The following is a 23342-nucleotide window of genomic DNA, read 5'->3' on the forward strand; positions in this document are numbered from 1 at the left end:
TTTAATGACGTTAACCTCTTCTTGTCCGGTTAGTGAGGCAATATAGTTCCCCCAAAAGGGATAAAAAATCCCCCCCTCCAGAACCATATCATGCAAATACCGCTGAACTGAATATCAATGAGTTGCACAGGTTAGACACGGGTCAAACATCCGGATACATCTGCCAATCTGCTTTTCCCCCTGCGGTGAAATACTATTTCCAGAGATATGACCTTGCGCCAGATCCCTTAAAACCATATTGATATAGGCATTATTAAATTGCGTTGCAACCAGAAGTCGTAACCGCTCGATCTTTCCCCTATTCACCAGATAACTATGAACCAGCACTCCACGTGGCGCTTCAACAATTCCGATGCCACGGCCGCTCACATCAAAATCAATCTCCGGTGTGGCAAGGTCCTGCAATTTTATTTTCTTGAGTAGCGCAAGGATCTGTTTTGCTGAAAGAAATATCTCAAGCAGGCGGGCAGTATCAAAGCTGTCCAAATATGTTGTCACATTCTGCTTGAGGTGTTTGGTGATTCCAAGGTCTTTGAGGTCTTCGTCCTGAAGTACGCCATTATCCTGATAGACTCGTGACAACGGTCCGACAAGAAGAATTCCCCCAGGAAATCCCATATGGGTGAGATAGGGGAATTTTGCAAATGACCAATCAACCCGAAGCTCGGAGATATGGTCTTCAAGGGAATCGCCGGAAAATTCCTGACAAACCTTGCCCTGGTCGTCAAAAACCCTGAATTTTTCCCGGCCTGGACGTCCATCATATGTAAGGAAATTAACCCGTTGCCCGGCAGGATAAGGAATGCTGTTATGCCCGTAATGATCTTTATCAAGAGTGGAAATCAGGTGGTAGGTGGTTGCTTTAATCTCGGCCGCAATCCGTTTAATTTCATTCAGTTCCTCTTCAGTGGGCAGAATATTAAACCGGCCGACGGCCATGGACACGGGATGCACAGCGCGTTTGCCGACGATTTCGATGATGCGGTTCCCTGCTTTTCTCAGGAAAAATGCATCCTCGGCAACTTTAGGATACATCTTTTTCAGATCAAAAAGCCCCTTTGATGAACCAATCAGATCGGGATAAGTCAGAAAAAAATAACTCAAGGCGTGGCTGCTGATTCTCTCTCCCAGAAGGGCAACCTGCCGAAGCATGTCAACCGAGGGTTCCACCTCGAGGCCCAGGGCATTTTCAACCGCCCTGAAACCAGCAACCTGATGCGCTGTACTGCATAATCCGCAGATTCTGGAAATGATATGCGGCGCCAGCTCGATACGTTTGCCAATCATGATTTTTTCAAATGCTCTGAAATCCTGGACCATGAAACGCGCCGCCTTAAGCTCGCCATCTTCCACCTCAATATGGATGTCAGCATTCCCTTCAATCCGCGTTGCTTTTTGAAGAACTATTTCCCTGCTCACCTGACCCTCATTTTATTAATTTCATTGGAGACCATATCCTGTCTGAGGCTGAATAAGCCGTATTCCTGTTGCTGCAGTTTTTTTGCAATCTTACGGACATCCTTACGCTCCAGATTGCATCTCTTGGTCAATGAGTCGATGACCACTTCACCATAAGATGATCCATCATATAATTTTTTAAAAACCATGTCAGATGGACCTCTGCATCCCCAACAGGACAAACCGTTTTTAGTACAGACGCCGCCGCAACCGCCGCGGGTGAGAAATCCCAGGCAGATCATGCCATTGGAAACGAAACAGATATTGCTGTCGTCGCTTGCAGAAAACGACTGCAGAGAATTTGAATTATTCCTGGTCACCTTCCGACCGCATTCAGCGCAAACCACAGGTGCCACCTTTGGAAATTTTTCGCCATTCATTTCGGAGATGAGATCCATCAAAAGTCGAGGCTGGGGCGGGCAGCCGGCTAAAAAAAAGTCGACCCTGACATAATTTTCAAGATTCCTGGCTCGCCTGAGGAGGCTGACCCCTCTTTCCTGGTAGGTTGTTTGCAGATCTATGCCGCCCTTGCCTGAAAGATAATAAGAAAAAGCATCATGGGCCATGCCATAGGTCTCCTCAATCAGCTCCTCAAGTTCAAAGCGATTGGCCATAGCCGGGACTCCTCCGGTTGCGGCGCAGGTTCCCCAGGCAATGAGAATTCGAGACTTGTTTCTAGCTTCTTCCAGAATATTCACATCATCTTTAAGACGGACCGCGCCTTCCACCAAGGCAATGTCAACTTCGGGTATTTCGTCCTGATCCAGAAGCATCGGGCAGTAAACGATTTCCACATTACTCTTAAGCAGTTCATCAAACACCGGGTCATCAATAAGCACTGCAGAGCACCCCGAGCAGGAAGACAGAGATATCATCGCGATTTTTATGGTTTGCTTTTTGCTGACTAGCGCGCCCCAATTCTGCGGGATAAGGGTGGAGGCCATATACGGGTTGGCGAGCAGAGCATTCTGCCTTCTTAATCGTAAAATCAGAGACTGGAGAATATGAAGGGCGAGTTCGGGTTTTTTTCGAATCTTTTCAAAAAATTCATCCTGGCTCAACGATACCAACAAAGTCTTTGAGGTAGCCAGAGCAGTGGCTGTTCTCTTGCAACCGCTGATAGTTGCCATCTCTCCAAAAAAACCACCGGGGCCAAGAGTGGTGAGCACACATTTTTCTTTTCCGGATTGAATACTTACCTCGATAGAACCTTGTGCAACAAAAAACATAGACTTGGCAGACTCCCCTTCTTCAAAAATAACCTGGCCCTGCTCCACCCACTCCTCATTGCCTTCAGCATTCCAGATTTTCGAAATGTCTTTAACGGAAATGTCATTCCAGAGAATTCCCTGGAAATCCTTTGTCCCGGTGCTGACCATTTTTGAAATGAGGGCACCGGGGCTTAACTCCTGGCTCATACCGAGAGCCAGACGCAGTGTTTCATTTTCCACTGCCACTTCCCTGACTTTCTGACTGGATTGGTGTATACGCAGAATAATGCCGCGAAGCAGATGCAGAGAAACACCTGAGTCCTGCCGCATCTTTTCAAGAAGTGCTTCCCTGGTAAAACAAAGAAGTCGAGTTCGCTCGATTGCTTTGACGGTTGTAAGACGAAGATGGTCGGGAAGCAAGGCAACTTCACCAAAAAATTCCCCCTTTTCAAGAATGCAGAGGGAGACATTCTCCTCACCTCTCTTGTGGGAAACTTCAACCGCGCCGGATTGGATGATATACAATGAATCGCCAGAATCATCCTGCTTATATATCACTTTACCTTTTTCATATACGGCACCAAAAAGGTCTTCACCCGCGTTCATTTTAACATACCCTTACTGATTTTTTCCGTTTGTGGCCATGGTTAGAAATAATGTGAAAATCCCAAAAGAAGATCATCAATACCCTTTCAGCTACTTTCAGTCAACCAAAGAATATGGATTTTTTCACAGAGCGCCGTCCCTCTGAATTCCTTTCAAAACTTCAGAACAAAACTTGTAATCTTCGTAAAAATCCATAAACGGTACAAATTTAAATGAAGGTAATTTGATCACTGGTGTCGACATGCCTTATTGATCTAAAAATCAAATAATGCTACAATGTTATTAATTTTCCTGTGGAGTTTTGATGGTTCCAATCCCAATACGTTTATCTGTATAAAAAAACGAAAGATTCGGAAGATAAAAATACACTCACGCCTGAGACCATAAAACGACAAAATGAACAGTATTAAACCGCATCATCTCTCTAAATGGATAATCTGTTCATTTCTTACCATCCTGATTATTATCGCCTCACTCTTTGATTTCTATCCCCTGCAGTTCCTGGAAAACAAGGTCTACGACCAGATGTCACGCCTCCGGCCGCAAGACCCCGCGGAAAATATTGCGGTAATCGCCATTGATGACAATAGCATTAAAGAAATCGGCCCCTGGCCCTGGCCCCGATCAAAAATTGCCGAGATGGTCCAGTATCTTGCCGGTCATGGAGTTGATGCCATCGGCATTGATCTTTTATTTTCAACTCCGGAAACCAATGACGGGTTGGATGCAATCAATAACCTCCGGGCATGGCTGAAACAAAACGCCTCAAGGCTTGATGCAAATTCAAGCACACTCTTTGAAAAAAGGCTCAATCAGGCTTCCATTGATATTGATAACGACACAAGACTGTTCTCAGCATTGATGCCGGCCAAAAATGTCGTTCTCCCTTTTTATTTCAACTATGACGGAAAATCGAAAAACAACGAGCAGGTCAACCTGGAAGATGCCGGGCTTCTCAAACATTCCATCCCGGATTCTGAACCCAAAGCCGATTTCAAAACCCTGCTGCTCAGCCTGCATAACCCGGTCATGGCTCTCAAGAATCATCAAGCCGCACCAGATGAAATTCTCACTACCCACAAAACACTTGCTAAGGCAGCCGGCGCCCACGGACACATAAACATCTCCCCTGACCCGGACGGTGTAGTGCGCCATGAAGCGCTCTTTTTCGAAAACCAGGGACGACTTTTCCCTTCTTTAGCCGTGCAGCTTGCTCTTGCCTATAAAGGAATCAAGCTCAAAGACCTGGAAACGACAAAAAAAGAAAAAAACTTTACCGGTATCCGGATTGGCGATCTTAAGGTCCCCACAGAAGCCGGCTACCAGATGTTCATCAATTACAATGTAAACCGTGATAAACTGGTTTATTCTTTTACCGATGTACTGAACGGCAAGGTGCCGGATGAGACATTCAAGAATAAAGCGGTAATGATCGGGCTTACCGCTCATCCACCCGCAGCACTTCATTCCTCCCCGGTCCACAAGAAAATTTCCGATGTCGAAATCAAGGCCCAGGCTTTTGAAAACATTTTCTCTGAAAACCCGATCAAACGCCCCTACTGGGCATGGGCTCTTGAAACCGCTGTTCTGTTGTATTTCGGCTTTTTTATTCTTTTTGTGATTTCGCGGGTCAGCATCCGGCTCGGCGCCCTGATCCTCGGAAGCTTTCTTGCGGTCTGGTACGTCATTGTCTTGGCCATGTTCTACAGCGCCGACATCTGGTTTAAAGCCGCAACCCCGACCATTCTTGCAATCGGCGGATATTTATCGATTATCGCGGTGCGGAAATTTTCCGTTGCCTACAAACAGGATGAACACTCGGAAACCAATAAGATGCTGGGTATCTCCTTTCAGGGCCAGGGACTTCTCGACATGGCTCTCGAGTACTTCATGAAATGCCCGCTGCGGGATCCATCAGTCAAAGAAAAGCTCTATAACCTCGGCCTGGATTTTGAACGCAAAAGGATGTTCAACAAAGCTGTTTTCGTGTATGAGCATATCTCGAATGCCGGCGATTTCAAGGATATCAAAGAAAAAATAATCCGCCTCAAATCAGCGGAGCAGCAGATCCATATGGGTTCCACCGGAAACATGCGGAATGAGGCGACCATGCGCCTGGACAGTGCTGACACCCTGCCCACCCTGGGACGTTATGAAATCATGCGGATTCTTGGTCAGGGTGCAATCGGCACGATCTATCTCGGCAAAGACCCGAAGATAAACCGTGAAGTGGCGATCAAGACCCTTCGTTACGAAGAAACCAACGAAAAGGAATTCAAAGATGTTAAAGACCGTTTCCTGCATGAAGCCGAAGCTGCCGGACGCCTGAACCATCCCAATATCGTAACCATCTATGATGCAGGGGAAGACATGGACGTTATTTACATGGCCATGGAACTCCTTACCGGTAAAGATCTCACCGCGTACACCAAGGAAGGCTCCCTGCTGCCGGCAAAAGAGGTCATCAGGATAATCATCAAAGTTGCAGAGGCCTTGAATTATGCCCATGATAACGCCGTGGTTCATCGTGATATAAAACCGGCAAATATCATGCTGCTTGATAAAGGGCAGGTAAAGGTTACTGACTTCGGTATTGCCAGGCTGATGAATGCCTCCCAGACCCAGACCGGTGTTGTTATCGGCACTCCGAATTATATGTCGCCGGAGCAGGTGCTCGGCAAACGGGTTGACGGACGATCGGACCTGTTCTCCCTGGGCTCGGTGTTTTATGAGCTTCTTACCGGCTTAAAGCCCTTCAAGCATGATAATATCGGGCCGCTGATGCATAATATCGCCAGCTGCAATTTCAAACCTTTGATCGATGTCGCCCCTCTGCTGCCCGAATGCTGCGGGGCAATTATCAACAAATTGCTGGTCAAAGATCCCAACAAGAGATTCCAGAACGCCGACACAGTTGCCAGAAAACTACAAGAATGCCTTAAAGAAATAGAAGGGTAATTCAGGTCAATCGTGAAAATTCTTACCGCAGGCCTGACCCATAAAGGGCTTGTAAGAAAAACCAATCAGGACTGCTTTCTAGTCTGTGACCAGTCGCCATCACTTTATATCGTCGCCGACGGCATTGGCGGCAACCTCGCGGGTGAAGTAGCCAGCCGCATGGCAGTTGATATCATAAAGGACCATATCAGCAGCGTAAGGTCCGGTGATCAGCCCTATATGAACGGCTTTGACAGATCCCTCTCCGAGTCCCGAAACCGCCTGACTTCAGCAATACAACTTGCCAACCACATCATCTATCTTGCTTCCAAGGAAAAAACCGAATGGAAAGGAATGGGCACCACCGTTGCGGCAGCCTGGCTTTCCAAAAGAAATGAACCAAATCTTACCATCGGCCATGTGGGCGACAGCCGCATCTTTCTCATTCGTAATAATACGATCAGGCAGCTCACCAAAGACCATTCGATACGCGTTGAACGACGCCAGAACGATTTTCTGCAGGTCTCAACCCATGCATTGGGTCCGCAAATAAAAAATTATCTTTCCCGTGCCGTTGGCACTGATAAAAATGTCTGCGTCGACACCCGGGAAATTAAAATTCTCCCGCAGGATAGGTTTCTTCTGGCAAGCGACGGCTTGACCAATATGATAAGCGATGAGGTTATTTTGAAAATTCTCTGCTCAGAGAACAATCCTGAAAGCGCCTCACAACATTTGATTGACGCAGCAAAAAAGAACGGCGGCCGGGATAATATTACGGTTATTGTGATTCATTCGAAATGAAGGACTATCGACTGAAGTCGATAGTGTGAGGCACAGAGGCAGAAGGCACAAAGTGGGGGGAAAAAAACACCACCCAGACCAACCGTCATTGAGTACCGTTATTTCTTCGTATTGTATTTCTTTATTCTCTTTTACTCTGTGCCTTCTGCCTTCTGCCTCTGTGCCTGTAATTCATAGATTATGCTGATCGTTTTGAAGACGGTGGGTTTAAACTGAACTTGAGACTAATACATTTCGAGGTTTCCTGGCTTGCACCTTCATCAGGATTTATTCAACCGCGTGATATGTTCGAGTCCAAGGCTTGCATGGCGGGCAAAGTTTTCGAAATTCTCAAAGCTCATCTGGTCCATGTCGCGGCCGCTGGGGATGCGGTCACAATAAAACAGGCCAATGGTTTTGCCGCTGACGATTATCGGCGACACAAAAAATTCATCGCCGCCGACGAGCTCCTTGATTTCATCGGACACGAGGTCCGCCACTGAAGATTGCGGCTGGCCGATCCAGACGCTCAGATTGTTGTCAAGGACGGTCTTAAAAAGATTCCTTCTCCCGGAAGCGATAAAAATTTTAAACCGTTCAAGCATCTTTGTCCTTTCAAATCCCAGGACGAATCGCGCATTGAGGTATTGATGGTCCGGGGATACAAGGGCAAACAATGTCCGGTCCATGCCGACTCCCCGGTAAATGCCTTCAAGGGTCATTTCAAGAAGCACGTTGAAATTCGGCTTTTCAAAAAGCAAGGCGGTCATCTCGCGAAGAATATCCAGTTGCAGAAGCGGATTATATTGCGGGATCTCAGAAGTTTTCGGTTCAAACTCCTCCACCGTGTCGATCATGGACCCATCAGTTTGCTTCGAAACACGACGATCATCTTTGCCCGGCTTGTAAGGTATTGGAATAATATTTGCCACCTTGCTGACTCCATAGGTCCTGCTCACCCTGGCGGCTTCAAGAGCATTGCCCTGAATCATCTCCTGTATCTCATCACGGCCAAAACCCGATATCCGGCTATATTCCCTGACGGTATCAGCCACCTCCTCACTCTGCCAGCCTTTTTCAGCCGCAGCTGCTAGGTCATAACTGATATTGATCAGTTGTCCTCTCTTGCCAACTTTCTTCTTGGGGTCCAAGGCTTCTTCGAGCAGAGAATTCAGGTGCCAGTCCTGGACCAGTCGCTGGGTCAATTTGCGCAACGGAAATCCCAACACCTTCTGCTCCGCCTCTTCCCGAGGAACGCCTTTCTTTATCTCGGCCTTCAAGGCCTCCCCTTCCTGCTTGGCAAAACACCAGAAAGCAAGCTCACCGATATTATGCAGCAGGGTTGCGACAAAGATTTCTTCAGAAGATTTGTCTCCCATTTTTTCCGCCATGGACCTCGCCTGGGTGGCGGCGTGCAGAGATCTGGCAAGTTCGGCCATGAGCAGATCGCGGTTTGCTGAGCGGACAATGGATTCCACCAGAGCAACGGTCAGAGTGATTGCCCGCACCTTGTCAAAACCCATGAGCATGATCGCCCGGCTTATGGTACTGATGCTTTTATTTGAAGGATTATAAAAGGCGGTATTGGCAAGTTTTAACACCTTGGCAGTCATAGCCGTGTCCTGCAATACCACCCTGGTCAATTCCGAAACGGAACTGTCGCTGTTTTCCGCAACACTTACGATTTCCTGAACAGTGCGGCCGAAAATCGGCATATCTTCCTGGTTAAGTCGCTGGAGCCAGGCATCAAAATTATTCTCAGGTTTTTTGGACATTAAATATTCCCGATTAAAGGTATTGATTTCAGATTAATCCTGAATGTAATATACAGTACTTCATTGTAAAATTGATTGTCTTCTAAAAAATCTTATTCAGCACCGAGATGGGCTAAGTCAATAAGTTCGAGTTAGAAGGCGGAGCGTTTTGGCCAGGGACGAGACTATACATGAGGTATGTCGAGTGTCTGGCCAAAAACTACAAAGCAGTAGATCGAACTTTTTACGACGCCATCAAAACTTATTTCCCTTTTTCACCTCAGTTAAAATGAAAACAGACAACCCTTATGAACTCCATGCCGATTCATACGAAGCATGGTTTGATAAATATTCGTATGCCTATCAATCCGAGCTTGCCGCGGTAAGGATGCAACTCCCCAAAGGCTCAGGGATTGAGATCGGCGTCGGTACCGGACGGTTTGCCGGCCCGCTGGGGATTCCATTTGGCGTTGAGCCTTGTCTGGCAATGGCGGATTATGCCGGTGCCAGTGGTGTTCAAATTATCCGCGCAGTTTCGGAGTCCCTTCCCATAAAAAGCCGGACCTTTGATTTTGTCCTCTTTGTGACAGTGCTCTGTTTTGTACAAGACATTCCAAAAACCCTTGCGGAGGCAAATCGTATCCTCAAGCCGCGAGGCTCGCTTGTTATTGCCTTCATTAACCGGTCAAGCACACTGGGAACAAATTATGACGCCCATAAAAAACAAAGTGTTTTTTATACAAACGCAAACTTTTATACCGCCGAAGAAATCAATAGATTCATGATCGACACCGGCTGTTCGAACCTCAAACATGTTCAGACGATTTTTAATGATCCGCTCCGGATGGATAAACAAGACGATACTTTACCGGGGTCCGACAAAGGGGCTTTTATCGTTGCCAGGGGTATAAAATTTTAATAAGCTTATGAATATGAAAACAACAACTTCAGCGATAAAAACTTATTCCATGCTCATTTCTTTTCTTGTCCTTGCCCCCTGCCAGATTCTGGCTGCAACCCAGGATCTGGCACGCGAATTTTTCATACAATCCGGCCTGCAAAATGAAATCGGGCAACTACCCAACCATATCAAAACCTCCTTTGCAGAAGGCAGAAAAGGGCCGATCCGGATGTCGGATGATGACTTCAGAGGACTTGAAAGAATAATCGACACAGCCTTTGCCCCGGAAAAAATTCAGTCCGCAGTGGTTCGCAGGATTACTGCCGTGGACGAAGTTACCCTGAATAATGCCCTCAACTGGCTCAACACGCCACTGGGAAAAAAAATCGTCGAAATCGAAATGGCTGCCTCGACTCCTGAAGCATATAAAGAACAGGATATCCTTGCGGAACAGCAGATAAACTCACTGGGCACAAAAGAACGGCTCAATCTGCTGCTCAAACTCGACGAGGCAGCCCAATCAACCGATTTCGCCGTTGACATGCAGCTCAACATGCAGATCGCCATGGTCTCGGCGCTTTACTCATCCATGCCGGACACCCCGGAGGTTTCAATCGATCAGATTGCCGAGGAGGCAAGAGCCAGCCGTTTCAAACTCAAGGCGATCATGAGTCAACGGGTCATTGCCGGATCTTTTTACACCTATAAAACCCTTACAGACCTGGAAATCCAACAATACATTAATTTCCTGAACCAGAATTCCATCCAGCAATTCTACACCATTGTGATGACCGCATTAAACGACGCCTTTGTTGTTTCCAGCAAGGAGATGGCCGAAGCGATTTTCTCCCGCACCAAGGAGCAGCAGGAAAAGTTCGGAAACTAAGCTGTCCGTTTTTCATAACTAGTGTCTGTCCATAAACGAGGATTTTTCTTGAAGTTCAAGGAGCGCGAAAAAAATAAGCACAGACATATAGTTGATATTTCGAGCATTATTTTTTGAGCATGACGCGGAAATTCCGGCAAAAGACCATTTATGGACAGGCACTAACTAACCTCTCACACTACACATTCAATGTCCATCATCCGATTTGTCTATACGGCATTAAGCCTGCTGCTTTGCCTCCTTTTTCTACCGCTGGCTGTAGCCCCACCGTTATCTGCCGGGGAGGATATCGAAAAAATACAGCAATTCATCAGCGAGCCGATATTTAACGGCCAGGTTTATTATTATGAATCCGGGCTTGAAAATTCCGAGATCCTGGTTCTGCTGCACGGGGTGGGCGACGAGGCATCAACTATCTGGGAGCCGCTCCTGCCGGAACTTGTGGGAAAATATCATGTACTCGCCCTTGACCTTCCCGGTTTCGGGAAATCCACCCAGGCAAACCTGTTGTATTCGCCTGAAAACTACAGCGCCTTCCTTTACTGGTTCATCGGCAAACACGCGAAAGGCCCGGTCCATCTAATGGGACATTCACTGGGTGGCGCCCTTGCCCTCCGATTTGCCGCAGACCATCCGGACAAAGTCAAGCGCTTGATCCTTGTGGACTCAATCGGCATCCTGCATCGGATCGCCTTTTCCAAAAAAATCATGGAATTCGATCTGCCCCTTGATAATTGGCCGGAGATCATTGCCGCGCCACTCCAGGAAGCCATTGATTCGATCAATGATTTTACCGGCTCCACCGCTGAAAAAATGACCAAGCAGGGCTCTGCCGAAGATATCAGTAAGATTCTCTCAACGCCTGTGGCCCGCAGGATATTTCTGCGCGGCAAATCAAACGCCATTGCCGCGCTGGCCGTGACAAACCATGATTTCTCCAATCTGCTTGATATGGTAACATGTGAAACCCTTCTCATCTGGGGTGAAAACGACAATATTTCCCCGGTTCGGACCGGGAAGGTATTAGATGCTCTCCTTCCCCACGCAAGCCTGGTGATAATTCCACGGGCCGGGCATGTGCCAATGAACGACCGCAGGGATGACTTTCTTACCGCCCTGTTTGCCGAATCCCTTCCGAAAAAAACACAGCGCCCGGTCTCATATTCCAAAACAGGTCGCGTCGGAAGCTGCTTCAATCAATCCGGCATGAAGTTTTCCGGGGTATACGACCGCATTGAACTAGATCAATGCAAGGATGTGCGGATCAGCAATGTTTCCACGGAATACATTGCCGCCAAAGACTCGGAAATCAAAATCGAAAACAGCACGATTACAGGAAAAGCAATCGGCCTTGATCTTAATAATTCCAAACTCACCGGCACCGCGCTGACCATCACCGGCGATATCGCAATCCATGCGGATAAAAGCCGACTTGATCTTGCCGGGGTTACGCTTATCGGCAAAAAGTATGCGGTTACCTCAGATGACCAGGCAATTCTGCTTTTTTCTGTCTCCAGAATCACCAGCCTCCTCTCTGATGATTATATCCATGGTGTTCGCAAAGTATCCCCGGATTCCCCTCTTTAAAAAAACGCCGGCAATTATTCTTTTTAACACTCAAAAAAACATGCTTTCTCGACTGAGAACTTATTTTTTGCTTTTTTTATCATTAATATTTATCCCGGAATTACCTGACATTCATCATTATTTGGCCGATCCAACAATTTCCCCTGATGCCTATTCTCGGTGCTATCAGATATCACTGGATATTAAGTCATAGATTGTCTTTATTTGTATTAAATGATTCAGGAGGTAAAATTCATGAAAGATTATTTCAAAAGAATAATGAGTTTCTCGCTATGGATGAACTGATCCTCCTCACCGATGCAAGTGTTAATACTCAGTCGCATATAGGCTATGGTGCATATCTTGTTGTGGCTGACCGCGAACTTTCGTTGGATTCGTTGAGGTCGCGGGTAAAGGTAAAACGATTTGAGAATACCTCTTCAACCAAACTGGAATTGCAGACCTTGTTATGGGCCCTGGACGATATCCAGGCAGCAGGGAATAAAGTGACAGTCTATACGGATTCTCAAAACATTCTGGGCTTGCAGGGAAGACGAGAGCGACTGGAGCAAAACCAATACCGTTCAAAAAAAAATAATCGACTCAATAATTATGAACTGTATCAGGCGTTTTATGCCGTAATCGATCAGTTGAATTGCGAATTCATTAAAGTGCTTGGCCACAAGGTTTCGAATCAAAAAGATGATATTGACCGGCTTTTCACCCTGGTGGACCGAGCTTCACGGAATGCGCTGCGAGAAAATGGGTGAAATGGTTCACGGCTTCAACAGGCTAACTAAAACGGCTCAGAAAAAACTTGAGCAATAGATGCAAAAAACATATAACAAGCAGTAAAAGGACAAAACCCAACTCATGAGTGAACAACAATCCAATGACCCGTTGCACGGAGTTACTCTGGAGGAAATGGTTAACAGCCTGGTTGCCTATTTTGGCTGGGAGGGGCTGGGAAAACGCATCAATATCAAGTGTTTCAACAGCGACCCATCAGTGAATTCAAGTCTCAAGTTCCTTCGAAAGACGCCCTGGGCAAGAAAGAAAGTCGAAAGTTTATACCTCGCCTTCTTGAAATATGACCGGAAGAAAAGCCGGAAGAATTAATTTTTTCACACTTGACCGCAAGGGCTTGTCGTCCTGAATAGCGACTGATTTCAACAACGCCACATACACTTTATCAACTTTACGATGGGAAATGATCGCTGTGGTTAAGATCAATCATCAAAGGAGAAAAAAGATGAAACTGCCGGAGTATATAACTGCTGCTGAAGTAAAAAGAGTCTGCAACGAAATTGGCTTGCGTGACTGGTCCGAAATCACCGATCCATCTGTTTCTGGAGATGAAGCTTCCACTATTCTCAAAATCGTCAATACCAAAGGCATGGACATTCCCCTTGAGGCGTTCCGGAAAGGTCTGGACGTTGAGCTCGAACATGGCACGCGATTCGACGATGCAAATGTTACAAATAACCACCCGATCCTGACCGGCAAAATCGTTATCGCGCATCTCAAAGAGACTATGGATTATTATGAAAGAATCGACGTTGCTGAGATAGAAGGCGATTTGTTGAAAGCTGTTCTGTCGAGAAATATCGAGAAAATAGCAGCAAAGTATAAAAACCTCATCGATGCTCAACAAATACTGAATCAAGCAGTTGCGAAACAATTGAAATTCTGATCAACACTCGATTTCAGCCGCCGGAGCGTTTCTTCTTCAGCGCCAGGAATCCAGGTATTTAATAAAGAGATGAATCAGGAGTATAATCAAAAATACCAGGGGAAAATCGTTCCCTTGTTTTTTCTTTTTTCCTGATAATAAATTAATTTGACACGGCTATTGTATCAGTGATATCAGATATTCTGAATAGAACCATTGATTGAATCATTCCTGCATGGATCCTGTTGTTGCCCAGGGAATCAAGATCTGTAAATATCCTGAACGATAATTTTTAAAAAAAATCATAACTGAGGTTTGAAATGCTTAAAAAAATTCTGCTATTGAGTGTTATCCTGCTGCTTTCAATTTCCGCTCCCGGCTGTGTTATGAAAAAAACTTTTGACCTGAAAGATGAAGAGGCAAAATTACTGGACAACAATCTCCAGGAACTGCAAAGCAACTATGACACTCTGACCACAAACAGTCAGGCGCAAGCAAATCAGATAGAAACGCTGAATACCACCGTCAAAGAACTTACTCAGGACAAGGAAAATCTCATTGCTGACAATCAACAGCTGGATTCTATCCTGAAAGCAAAATCAGACAGCCTTTCCCAGACCATCGCTGAATTGCGCCAGAAAATGGCCGATCAAAAAAATACCTATGATGACAAAGTTGAAAATCTTAAAAAACAGATATCCAGCCTTGAAGATGAAAATACCCAGTTCCGTAATGAAGTCACGGCAGAGCTTCTGAGGAAGGAAAATGAAGTCAAGGCAATGAGCGGCACCTATAACGAGTTGATTGCCAAAATGGAAAATGAAATTAACACCAATCAGGTAACCATTTCCGAACTCAAAGGGAAACTGACGGTCAATATGGTCGATGCCATCCTGTTTGATTCCGGCAAAGCAGAGATCAAATCCGAAGGACTTGCAGTACTCCAGAAAGTTGTGGATATCCTGAAAAACATGACAGACAAAGAAATCCGTGTTGAAGGACACACCGATAATGTCCCGATTACCGGTTCCCTTACAAAAAAATATCCCACCAACTGGGAACTGTCTGCTGCCCGCTCAATCAATGTTACCAGGTTCCTTCATGATCAGGGCCTTGATCCCGGGGCTCTCTCTTCAGTTGCTTATGGCGAGTATAAACCCGTGACAGACAACAATACTGAAGAGGGCAAGGCACAAAATCGGCGGATCGAAATCGTCCTTGCCGCCAAAGAGTGATCAGAAGAATATTCTCGACGGCACCCGGCCTGCTGTTTTGTTTGTAATGAATATCCCGGCATATGCCCCGATTGGCGGTCTAACTGCAAAAATCATTCTGTTGCCGACTTTATTTCCGGCCACATTATGAGCGTCATGATTTTTGATTATTCAGGGCCTCAGCTGCAACTCGAGGCCCTTCCCTTTACTTTCAAGTCTGGTTGTTATAAACCGACTCGCTTATATTCAAATTCATCGGGCTTGAACCCCTGGCCACTGACCTTGATGCAAATTGCAATCTTGTTGTCCGGCACTTCAGCGGAGATATCGATTATTCTCTCTCCTTCGAAAATATCTCTGCCCGACATTAAACATCACCAACCCAACAATCCGGACCCACAAAGAGAATATCTCAATCAGTCGTTCTACAAAAAAATGGTCTCCAATCATCAGGTTCAATAATTCAGGTTGGAAAAACATGTAATTTTTTAAAAAGAGGGCCTTTTCATGGGTGTTGCAGCAGATATTGTGATTATTATGGTTGCAGCCTTGTTTGGCGCGCTCATTGCGCAAAAATTCAAACAACCGCTGATTTTAGGATATATCTTTGCCGGAATTATTGTCGGCCCATACACCGGCGGGGTGACCATCGGTGATATCCATGAGATAGAACTGCTGGCTGAAATCGGCGTCGCCCTTCTTCTTTTTGCCCTTGGATTGGAATTTTCCATCAGCAAGTTACGACCGGTTCGCAACATTGCTCTTTTTGGTACACCGGTTCAAATTATTCTTACCATCGGAATTGGTTTCATCATCGGCAAATTCTTGGGCTGGTCCTCTGCCAACGCATTATGGTTTGGCGCCCTGATCTCTCTTTCCAGTACCATGGTTACCTTAAAGACCCTTATGAGCAGAGGGCTTGTGGGTACCCTTTCCAGCCGGGTAATGATCGGCATGTTGATTGTTCAGGATCTGGCAGTCATTCCGATGATGATTATCCTGCCGCAATTGAGTAATCCCAAGGCCGGACTGCCTCTTCTGGCAATCGCCATAGCCAAGTCTGTAGTTTTCCTCGTGCTGATGCTTTATATGGGCAGAAAGCTTCTCCCATGGTTGTTGGCGCATGTGGCTCAGTGGAACTCCAGAGAGCTTTTTATTTTATCGATAACCGCCATTGGCCTTGGTATTGGATATGCCACGTATCTCTTCGGACTCTCTTTTGCTTTCGGGGCGTTTGTCGCGGGGATGGTTCTCAGTGAGTCTGATTATGGCCATCAGGCTCTAAGCGATATTATTCCATTAAGAGACATCTTTGGACTTTTGTTTTTTACATCTGTGGGCATGCTCCTTGATCCGGCCTTCCTGTTTGATAATTGGAGAATAATTATCACCTTGGTCCTATTGGTCGGAGTTTTCAAAGGTACGCTGTTCTACGTGCTGGCCAAGCTGTTCAGATATATAAATATTATTCCTATTGCCGTGGGTCTCGGTCTGTTTCAGGTAGGGGAATTTGCCTTTGTTCTTGCCAGGGTCGGACTTGAAACAAAAGCCATTGACCAGAATATGTATTCCCTTGTTCTCGCCATTTCCGTCCTGAGCATGGTGCTTACTCCGTTTGTTTCAGCACTTGCGACGCCTCTCTATAAATTTAAAAAGAGCCACTTCAAATATGAACCGTTGCAGACGGCAAACATCCCGCCTTCCGGTTTTAAAGATCATGTGGTGATCGCCGGAGGTGGTCGCGTTGGACAACACATTGCCCAGGTTATGACCAGCCTCAATCTGCCTTTTGTAATTATTGAACTGAATCATCAGCGAATGCTTGAATGCAAGGCTGCAAAATTTCCGGTGATCTTTGGTGATATGACCCAGCCAACAGCTCTTGAAGTATCAAACGTTGACGCGGCAAAACTTTTGCTTATTACCACGCCCTCAGTGATTACAACTCAATCAATTGTAAAACAGGCACATCGCCTTAGCCCCCAATTACATATAATTGTGCGGGCCGATGGTGCTGAACAAGCCCGGGCATTGTATGATAGCGGGGTGTATATGGCCGTTTTGCCGGAGATGGAGGCCGGGCTGGAAATTGCCCGACAGGCACTCCTTCATCTGGAAATACCCGTGGCGCTTATTCAACAATATACTGACGCTGTACGACAACAACTCTATGCGCCGATTTATCAATCCACCCATAACCCCACTTTGCTCACCAAGTTTGATAACATAAAAAACATGCTGGAAATTTCCTGGGTCACTCTCATGCCCGGAAGCCCCCTTGTCAATAAAAGCATCAAAGACGCGGCAGTTCGGACCACAACAGGAGCATCAATTGTGGGGATTATCCACGAGAAAGTATTTCATCATAATCCTAAAGCGGATTATTCTTTTCAGGAAGGTGATCTGGTGGCGGTTGTCGGCAATCAGCAGGAAAGGAATGGATTCAAAAAAATGGCTGGAATTTATTAAAACAATTTTATGAGAAAGTGAATCTGAAGTGGCCTGCATTACCACAGATGACAATGGTTAATAGAATACTTCATCAACACCGTGATCGCCCCCATTTCAAATGCAAGCTGAGCCAGGACAAGTAACTATGAACCTATATCGAAAAGAGAAAGACCACCCGAGACCTTTACGAGTTTTAATTTCTCTTCAAAAATCTCTTTAAGAACAATAAATTGCTCAGAAGAAAGATCGTTGTTCGCTTCACGAAAATAAAAATCCAGACTGATTAAAAGGTGCGTCCACCCCCGGTCTTGAAGTGCTTGAATAAAACTGCCGGCATCAGGCGAATTTTTCAAAAGGCTGCTAAATGTATGGGCTTCAAAAACAGCATCGGAGAAATAATCTCGTTTAAGATAAAAACCGTGATTCCCGGTCATTACCAGAAACAGATGTGCTGATTCCGGCAGATTCTTATTAATGTACTGATACATTTCATAATATCCCAGGTTGGTTGCCAGATATGCCTCCTTGCGTTTCTCCTCTGTAAAGCAATAAGGATAATCCCCTTTAATAAAGGCAGATACCGTCGAATAAATATTTAACAAAATTCCGCCGGCAACGAGGCCAACAAAACCAAAGGCAATCATTTGTCGGGGTATTGTTTTTTTCCTTCTCGCAGCTGTTCCATCTTTCTTGAGGTAAAAAAACTGCATCAGCCTGCAAATCATAACACTCATTATCGGCAGCAAGACGAGAAGAAAGCGAGCCTGCTGGGAACTGAATGTCCAATACAATAAATAAATCACTGACAACCCTGCCAGATATCGAATCTCTTTGCTGCGCCAGCTTAAAAACAAAAAGGGAAAAGTTAGAAGATAAAACAGCCCGAGTTGTCCGTCATACAGAACAGGATTGCCTTCTTCACCTGCCCAGAAAACTTTAAACGGCGCCAGCAGATAGGACATAATCGTCTTTTCCGCATCTCCATAAAAATCAACAAACAGATGAAACAGCAAGGCTCTCTGACTGTCCCAACCATTGCTCTGACTTGGAAAGAGTTCCCAGAAAAAAGGAAATAACGGATTCCCGGCAAGATACAGATTTCTTGCCCACCAGGGTAAGACTGCAAGCAGAGCCACACTTAGAAAGAAAAAAATCGTTGCGGCAATTTCTTTTACCGGTTGTCTAGTTCTTTCTCGGAAAGCAACAAGAATTGCAAGCAATACGGCAGGGAGAAGAATTATATTCGTATACTTACAGCATAAAGCAGCGCCAACTGCAAATCCCAACAAAAACACATCTCTTTTTTGTCTTTGCATACGCCAACGAAAAAAACAGACAACTGCCGTTGTCCAGTAAAAACTGCTGGCAAGATCAACATAGGCCCAGGTCATCTCCTGCCAGAATAAAGGTGTTGCCAGTAGCGCCAGCACAGGAATAAAAATATATTCCTCCCTAATGCCTATAATCTTGCCGAGCCTTATCGTTGAAAGTAAAACCAGAATACCGTAACCAAAATGAATTAATGCCGGATAGTCACCACCCAAGCCCATGACAATTGTATATGCGGCTTCAACCATTCCAGGAAAATAACTGTAAATGTTTTGTGGCACTTCATACCACAAATGCTGTTGAAGATAGAGTTTCGGGAGCGCAAGATGATACACCAGGCTGTCGCGGGCAATCTGAGGAAGAAGGACATTATTGACTGCTAGCAGCAACAACACCGTTATAAAGAACAATAAAATCAAGGAGAGCCACAGAGGCGTACATGCGTTTCTCAGGCCCTGAAAGCATGGACCAACTCCAGCAAACACGGTTTTCTTTCTCTGCAAGGCAAGGATTACTCCCGGCAGCAAAACCATGGCGATCCACACGGGGTAAAGCAATCCGAGCAATCCCAGAAAAAAAACAGCATGACAGACAATCCAGGTGCCAGGCACAATAACCAGAAGCAATTCATCCCTGAGCTTTGATGGCACAACTATTCGTCCATATCCCAGGGAACTTACAAAAAATAATATGGTGGCAACAATACTAATCAGCATTCATTCTCCTGAATCCCTGACGGAATTTCTCATAAAGAGGTATAAGATACCCTGTTTTCAGTGAAGACAAAATAGACAAGTTTCAAATTCACTGTTCACCGATGAGAAGCAAGGAACCACAATTTCCTGTGAGTTTAAGCCTGAACTTATTACCCTATGATTTCCAGAAATCACTCCTCTCTGTAGCCTTCCTTTCCGAAAAATACCGCGGCAAATTGTCGCAGGCTGCTTTAGCCGTTGAGTAGCGTTAAAAAAGCTGTGCAGGATAGACATAGTCGGTTGTGTTTAATAACATCGCAACAATACATTTCTGAGTCATGGAAGGCTGTTGTTGCATAAATTCCAAAATGGAGAACGGACCATGAAAAAATTCATTACGCTACAGATTATTCTTTTGCTGATGACCGGCATTGCATCAACAGCTATTGCCGAAAGCGTTTTCATGTACAAGAAACCCAAAGTACAACATCCAGGCAAAGAGGCAATGCCCCTCGAGGCATATGAGCTGATCAAAAAAAATCCTGTTGAAATGATCATCGTCGATGTTCGCACCCAAGGGGAATATCAGTTTGTCGGACACCCGGAAGGTGCGTATCTCGTGCCTTTTCAGATTTTAGGCACAGTATTTAACGGCAAGGAATACGAAATGATCGAAAATAAAAATTTTACCAGGGATCTCATGACAAAATTCAAGCCAAACCAGCACACCCTGTTTTTTCTCTGCAGAAGCGGTTCAAGAGCTGCCGAGGCATTAAACGCCGCTGTAGCGGCAGGATGGCCCGCAGACCGTGCTTATGTGATCCTCGGCGGGTTTGAAGGCGACAAACTCAAAGACAACAACAGTGCTTATAATGGATTAAGAATTGGCGGGGGCTGGCGCAACGAAGGTCTACCATGGACTTACTCCATGGATTCAAAACTTGTATATTGATCTATTTGATGTTTATGATGAAGATTATTAACAAATAGATCAGGAAACAATCATGAACAAACCCGAACCTCCTCAATGGTCGCCATATCTTGCTGGCGCACTTGTCGGCGTCCTTATTGTTATTTCCGCCTGGACCACTGAAAATTTTTTCGGCGCATCCACCTCGTTTGTCCGGACCGCAGGAATGCTTGAGCGAATCATCATGCCTGAGCGCATCGCTGCAAATCCATACTTCCGTTGGATAACTCCCACAATAGACTGGCAATTGATGTTCGTGATTGGAATATTTTTCGGATCGCTTGTTTCGGCACTTACCTCAAAAACCTTCCGTTGGCAGGCTATTCCGGACATGTGGAAAGAGAGGTTCGGGACCAATACAATCAATCGCGGCGTCATTGCTTTTGCCGGTGGCGCCATTGCAATGTTTGGAGCCCGGCTTGCCGGTGGCTGCCCCAGCGGACACGGACTGAGCGGCACGCTGCAGCTCGGCATCAGCGGTTTTATCACTCTGGCCGGTTTTTTTATCGGCGGCATTATCATGGCACGTATTATTTACAGCGGAGGGAAAAAATAATGACCACGCTTCTTTCCGGACTGATCATCGGCATGGGCTTCGGTTTTCTCCTGCAGAAAGGCAGCGTTATCCGCTACGATCGACAGATGGGGGCGCTGCGCCTCATTGACATGACCATAATCAAATTCATGTTTTCCGCGGTGCTCACCGGTATGGTCGGGGTCTATGTTCTCAAGGATCTTGGCATTATCAACCTGAGGGTCCTGCCCACGATACTTGGCGGCAATATTTTCGGAGGAATTCTTTTCGGACTCGGCTGGGGGCTTCTCGGCTATTGCCCGGGAACCGCCATGGGAGCTCTGGGTGAAGGCCGGTATGATGCCGCCTGGGGAATTCTCGGAATGATATTTGGCGCCGGTATTTATGCCGAGGCCTACCCCGCTCTATCCAGAAATATTCTTACCTGGGGCAGACTGAAGATTTATACGATCCCCCAGGCCCTCGGCATAAATCACTGGATTATCATTTTTTTGTTCGTGATAGGTGGAATTTTCATGTTCAGATGGTTTGAAAAAAAAGGTTTGTGAAAATCCCGACCCAGAGGACCAGGTTTCCGGCAATGAAACAAACTTTGTCGGACCAACCAGCAAGTATCATCCAAACTCAGTAACTTCGTTCTTTAGACAGCCAACGTCAAAGCATCACGGCAATTAATCAACATCGCGCTCAATCAGGAATGATGTCTTTCCTTCGCATACCTTGACCTAATTTTTTCTTTATGGGAAAAAGAAAAATGGCAGCAAGAAAAATCATCATGATTCTGATAGTTTTTTCCCTCATACTAACATCTATGACCGCATCAAATATTGTCACAAATATGCCAGGGAAGTCCTTTAGCGGGCCGTTTGAGCCTCTTTCAGCAGAGGAGCAGGCAATCCAGGCCCGACTTGAACGTCATATAGATAAACTTGCCGGAGAAATCGGCGAACGGAATCTATTGTTTCCGGAAAATCTTTCATTGGCAGCAGCCTATATTGAAAACGAAATCAGCAGAATTAAGCTCAAGCCGATTTCAGAGGATTATTCAGTTAACAACATGCCTGCCAAAAATATCATCGCCGAAATTATTGGCGCTGAATTGCCTCAGGAATACATTGTGGTGGGCGCTCATTATGATACCGTTGCCGGGAGTCCCGGAGCCAATGACAACGGCTCGGGTGTCGCCGCCCTTCTTGAAATCGCCGGCTATTTTAACGAACGAAAACCCCGACGCACCATACGTTTTATTGCCTTTACCAATGAGGAACCCCCATATTTTTTAAGCGAAAATATGGGAAGCAGGGTTCATGCAAAACAATGCCGGCGGCGCAATGAAAACATTGTTGCCATGATATCCCTTGAAACTATCGGATGTTATAATTATGGGCCAGGCAGCCAGAATTATCCTTTCCCTTTGAGTTATTTCTATCCTGATCAAGGTAATTTTGTGGCCTTTGTAAGCAATATGTCTTCCCGCAAGCTTGTCAGAACGGCCATTAACTCTTTTAGAAAACAAACAAAATTCCCTTCCGAGGGAGTGGCCGCCCCTTCCTGGATTCCCGGTATCGCCTGGTCCGACCAATGGTCCTTCTGGAAAGAAGGCTACCCTGCCATTATGGTCACAGACACTGCTCTTTTCAGATACGCGCATTATCACGCCTCAAGCGATACTCCCAACAAACTCAGCTACCCAGAAATGGCACGAGTTGTCAAAGGCCTCTGCCAGGTTATTGACGATCTTGCCTCCACTGAAACATCAATGAGTAGATGAGCTGCTGTATTACATATTGCCCCTCATATGATTATGCGTTAAAATGACACTTCTCAGAGACTTTTCAATCGCTCTTTTATATAATTCAGGTCAGGTTCTTGAATGTTGCCCCAAGTACATCCTTTTTCTAAATGCACAATCAATCCTGAAACCGAGCCAACAATAATCATCACAGAAAGGAAGGACAGACAATGGGAGAAAATCAACCACTTGAAAAAATGACGGTTAAAGATCTGCGGGAAATGGCAAAAGATATTCCCGGACTTGCCGGAATCCACGCCATGAAGAAAGATGAGCTCCTCGAAGCAATCAGGGGCGCTCAAGGCGATACAGGCAAGGCTCCTGCAACAGCTGATAAACCGGTAAAAGTCGCAGATCCTGCTCCTAAGAAATCCCCGAAAGCAAAGAAAAAAGCTGTCTCAGTAAAAGACCTTACCCAAATCCAGATAAAAAAATTAATCGTCGAACTGCGCCAGGAAAAAGCAGCTGCAAAAGAGGCAAAAGATAATAAACTTGCAAAAATTATCAGACGACGGATTCATCTATTAAAGAAAAAAACAAAGAACAAGCCAGCTGCCGCAGTTTAGCAGAAAACTACTCTAA

The 23342-nt window shown here is 45.7% G+C and carries 20 protein-coding genes; 15 read left to right on the forward strand and 5 right to left on the reverse strand.

Features of this window, described 5'->3' with window-relative positions:
• Positions 1–114: 114 nt before the first annotated feature.
• Complete coding sequence (locus tag KKE17_04725) at positions 115–1419, reverse strand: Ni/Fe hydrogenase subunit alpha (GenBank protein MBU1709292.1); 1305 nt, start codon at positions 1417–1419, stop codon at positions 115–117.
• On the reverse strand, positions 1416–3275 hold the full coding sequence (locus KKE17_04730) for a cyclic nucleotide-binding domain-containing protein (GenBank protein MBU1709293.1): 1860 nt from the start codon (positions 3273–3275) through the stop codon (positions 1416–1418). Before KKE17_04730 ends, KKE17_04725 begins: the two co-directional genes overlap by 4 nt.
• 396 nt (positions 3276–3671) lie before the next feature.
• On the opposite strand from KKE17_04730, the gene KKE17_04735 reads away from it, so the two are divergent.
• On the forward strand, positions 3672–6233 hold the full coding sequence (locus KKE17_04735) for a CHASE2 domain-containing protein (protein MBU1709294.1): 2562 nt from the start codon (positions 3672–3674) through the stop codon (positions 6231–6233).
• A gap of 12 nt (positions 6234–6245) precedes the next feature.
• Entirely contained in the window at positions 6246–7016 is a 771-nt protein-coding gene (locus KKE17_04740) for a protein phosphatase 2C domain-containing protein (protein MBU1709295.1), read from the forward strand.
• A gap of 260 nt (positions 7017–7276) precedes the next feature.
• On the opposite strand, the gene KKE17_04745 is transcribed toward KKE17_04740, so the two are convergent.
• Positions 7277–8770 carry an HDOD domain-containing protein gene (locus KKE17_04745; GenBank protein MBU1709296.1) on the reverse strand — a complete coding sequence of 498 codons (1494 nt, stop codon included), beginning with the start codon at positions 8768–8770 and terminating at the stop codon, positions 7277–7279.
• A gap of 268 nt (positions 8771–9038) precedes the next feature.
• Here KKE17_04745 and KKE17_04750 point away from each other — a divergent pair, with 268 nt between their 5' ends.
• From KKE17_04750 to KKE17_04780, 7 genes are all read left to right on the forward strand, one after another.
• Positions 9039–9668 (forward strand): class I SAM-dependent methyltransferase, encoded by a 630-nt coding sequence (locus KKE17_04750; protein MBU1709297.1) that lies wholly within the window; start codon positions 9039–9041, stop codon positions 9666–9668.
• A 13-nt stretch (positions 9669–9681) separates the two neighbouring features.
• Positions 9682–10536, forward strand: coding sequence for a hypothetical protein (locus KKE17_04755; GenBank protein ID MBU1709298.1), 855 nt, complete (start codon positions 9682–9684; stop codon positions 10534–10536).
• Between the two features lie 189 nt (positions 10537–10725).
• Positions 10726–12123: an alpha/beta hydrolase gene (locus KKE17_04760; protein MBU1709299.1), complete on the forward strand. Its 1398-nt coding sequence runs from the start codon at positions 10726–10728 to the stop codon at positions 12121–12123.
• Between the two features lie 272 nt (positions 12124–12395).
• Positions 12396–12872 (forward strand): ribonuclease H, encoded by a 477-nt coding sequence (locus KKE17_04765; protein MBU1709300.1) that lies wholly within the window; start codon positions 12396–12398, stop codon positions 12870–12872.
• A 103-nt stretch (positions 12873–12975) separates the two neighbouring features.
• Complete coding sequence (locus tag KKE17_04770; protein ID MBU1709301.1) at positions 12976–13221, forward strand: VF530 family protein; 246 nt, start codon at positions 12976–12978, stop codon at positions 13219–13221.
• 133 nt (positions 13222–13354) lie between these two features.
• Positions 13355–13795 (forward strand): hypothetical protein, encoded by a 441-nt coding sequence (locus tag KKE17_04775; protein MBU1709302.1) that lies wholly within the window; start codon positions 13355–13357, stop codon positions 13793–13795.
• 299 nt (positions 13796–14094) lie between these two features.
• Positions 14095–15009 (forward strand): OmpA family protein, encoded by a 915-nt coding sequence (locus KKE17_04780; protein MBU1709303.1) that lies wholly within the window; start codon positions 14095–14097, stop codon positions 15007–15009.
• 203 nt (positions 15010–15212) lie between these two features.
• On the opposite strand, the gene KKE17_04785 is transcribed toward KKE17_04780, so the two are convergent.
• Complete coding sequence (locus KKE17_04785; GenBank protein MBU1709304.1) at positions 15213–15356, reverse strand: hypothetical protein; 144 nt, start codon at positions 15354–15356, stop codon at positions 15213–15215.
• A gap of 139 nt (positions 15357–15495) precedes the next feature.
• Here KKE17_04785 and KKE17_04790 point away from each other — a divergent pair, with 139 nt between their 5' ends.
• Positions 15496–17457 carry a cation:proton antiporter gene (locus tag KKE17_04790; GenBank protein ID MBU1709305.1) on the forward strand — a complete coding sequence of 654 codons (1962 nt, stop codon included), beginning with the start codon at positions 15496–15498 and terminating at the stop codon, positions 17455–17457.
• 125 nt (positions 17458–17582) lie between these two features.
• On the opposite strand, the gene KKE17_04795 is transcribed toward KKE17_04790, so the two are convergent.
• Positions 17583–19484 carry a glycosyltransferase family 39 protein gene (locus KKE17_04795; protein MBU1709306.1) on the reverse strand — a complete coding sequence of 634 codons (1902 nt, stop codon included), beginning with the start codon at positions 19482–19484 and terminating at the stop codon, positions 17583–17585.
• Positions 19485–19845: 361 nt separating this feature from the next.
• Between KKE17_04795 and KKE17_04800 the strand changes: the two genes are divergently transcribed.
• The 5 genes from KKE17_04800 to KKE17_04820 all read left to right on the forward strand — a co-directional run bounded on the left by KKE17_04800 (position 19846) and on the right by KKE17_04820 (position 23326).
• Entirely contained in the window at positions 19846–20415 is a 570-nt protein-coding gene (locus KKE17_04800; protein MBU1709307.1) for a sulfurtransferase, read from the forward strand.
• A gap of 52 nt (positions 20416–20467) precedes the next feature.
• Entirely contained in the window at positions 20468–20989 is a 522-nt protein-coding gene (locus KKE17_04805; protein ID MBU1709308.1) for a YeeE/YedE family protein, read from the forward strand.
• Positions 20989–21516: a YeeE/YedE family protein gene (locus KKE17_04810; GenBank protein ID MBU1709309.1), complete on the forward strand. Its 528-nt coding sequence runs from the start codon at positions 20989–20991 to the stop codon at positions 21514–21516. Before KKE17_04805 ends, KKE17_04810 begins: the two co-directional genes overlap by 1 nt.
• A 206-nt stretch (positions 21517–21722) precedes the next feature.
• Positions 21723–22739, forward strand: a complete 1017-nt coding sequence (locus tag KKE17_04815) for a M20/M25/M40 family metallo-hydrolase (protein ID MBU1709310.1) — start codon at positions 21723–21725, stop codon at positions 22737–22739.
• Positions 22740–22930: 191 nt separating this feature from the next.
• Positions 22931–23326: a Rho termination factor N-terminal domain-containing protein gene (locus KKE17_04820; GenBank protein MBU1709311.1), complete on the forward strand. Its 396-nt coding sequence runs from the start codon at positions 22931–22933 to the stop codon at positions 23324–23326.
• Positions 23327–23342: the final 16 nt, after the last annotated feature.

The sequence above is a fragment of the Pseudomonadota bacterium genome, from assembly GCA_018823135.1.
In the GTDB taxonomy this organism is placed as follows: Bacteria; Desulfobacterota; Desulfobulbia; order Desulfobulbales; family CALZHT01; genus JAHJJF01.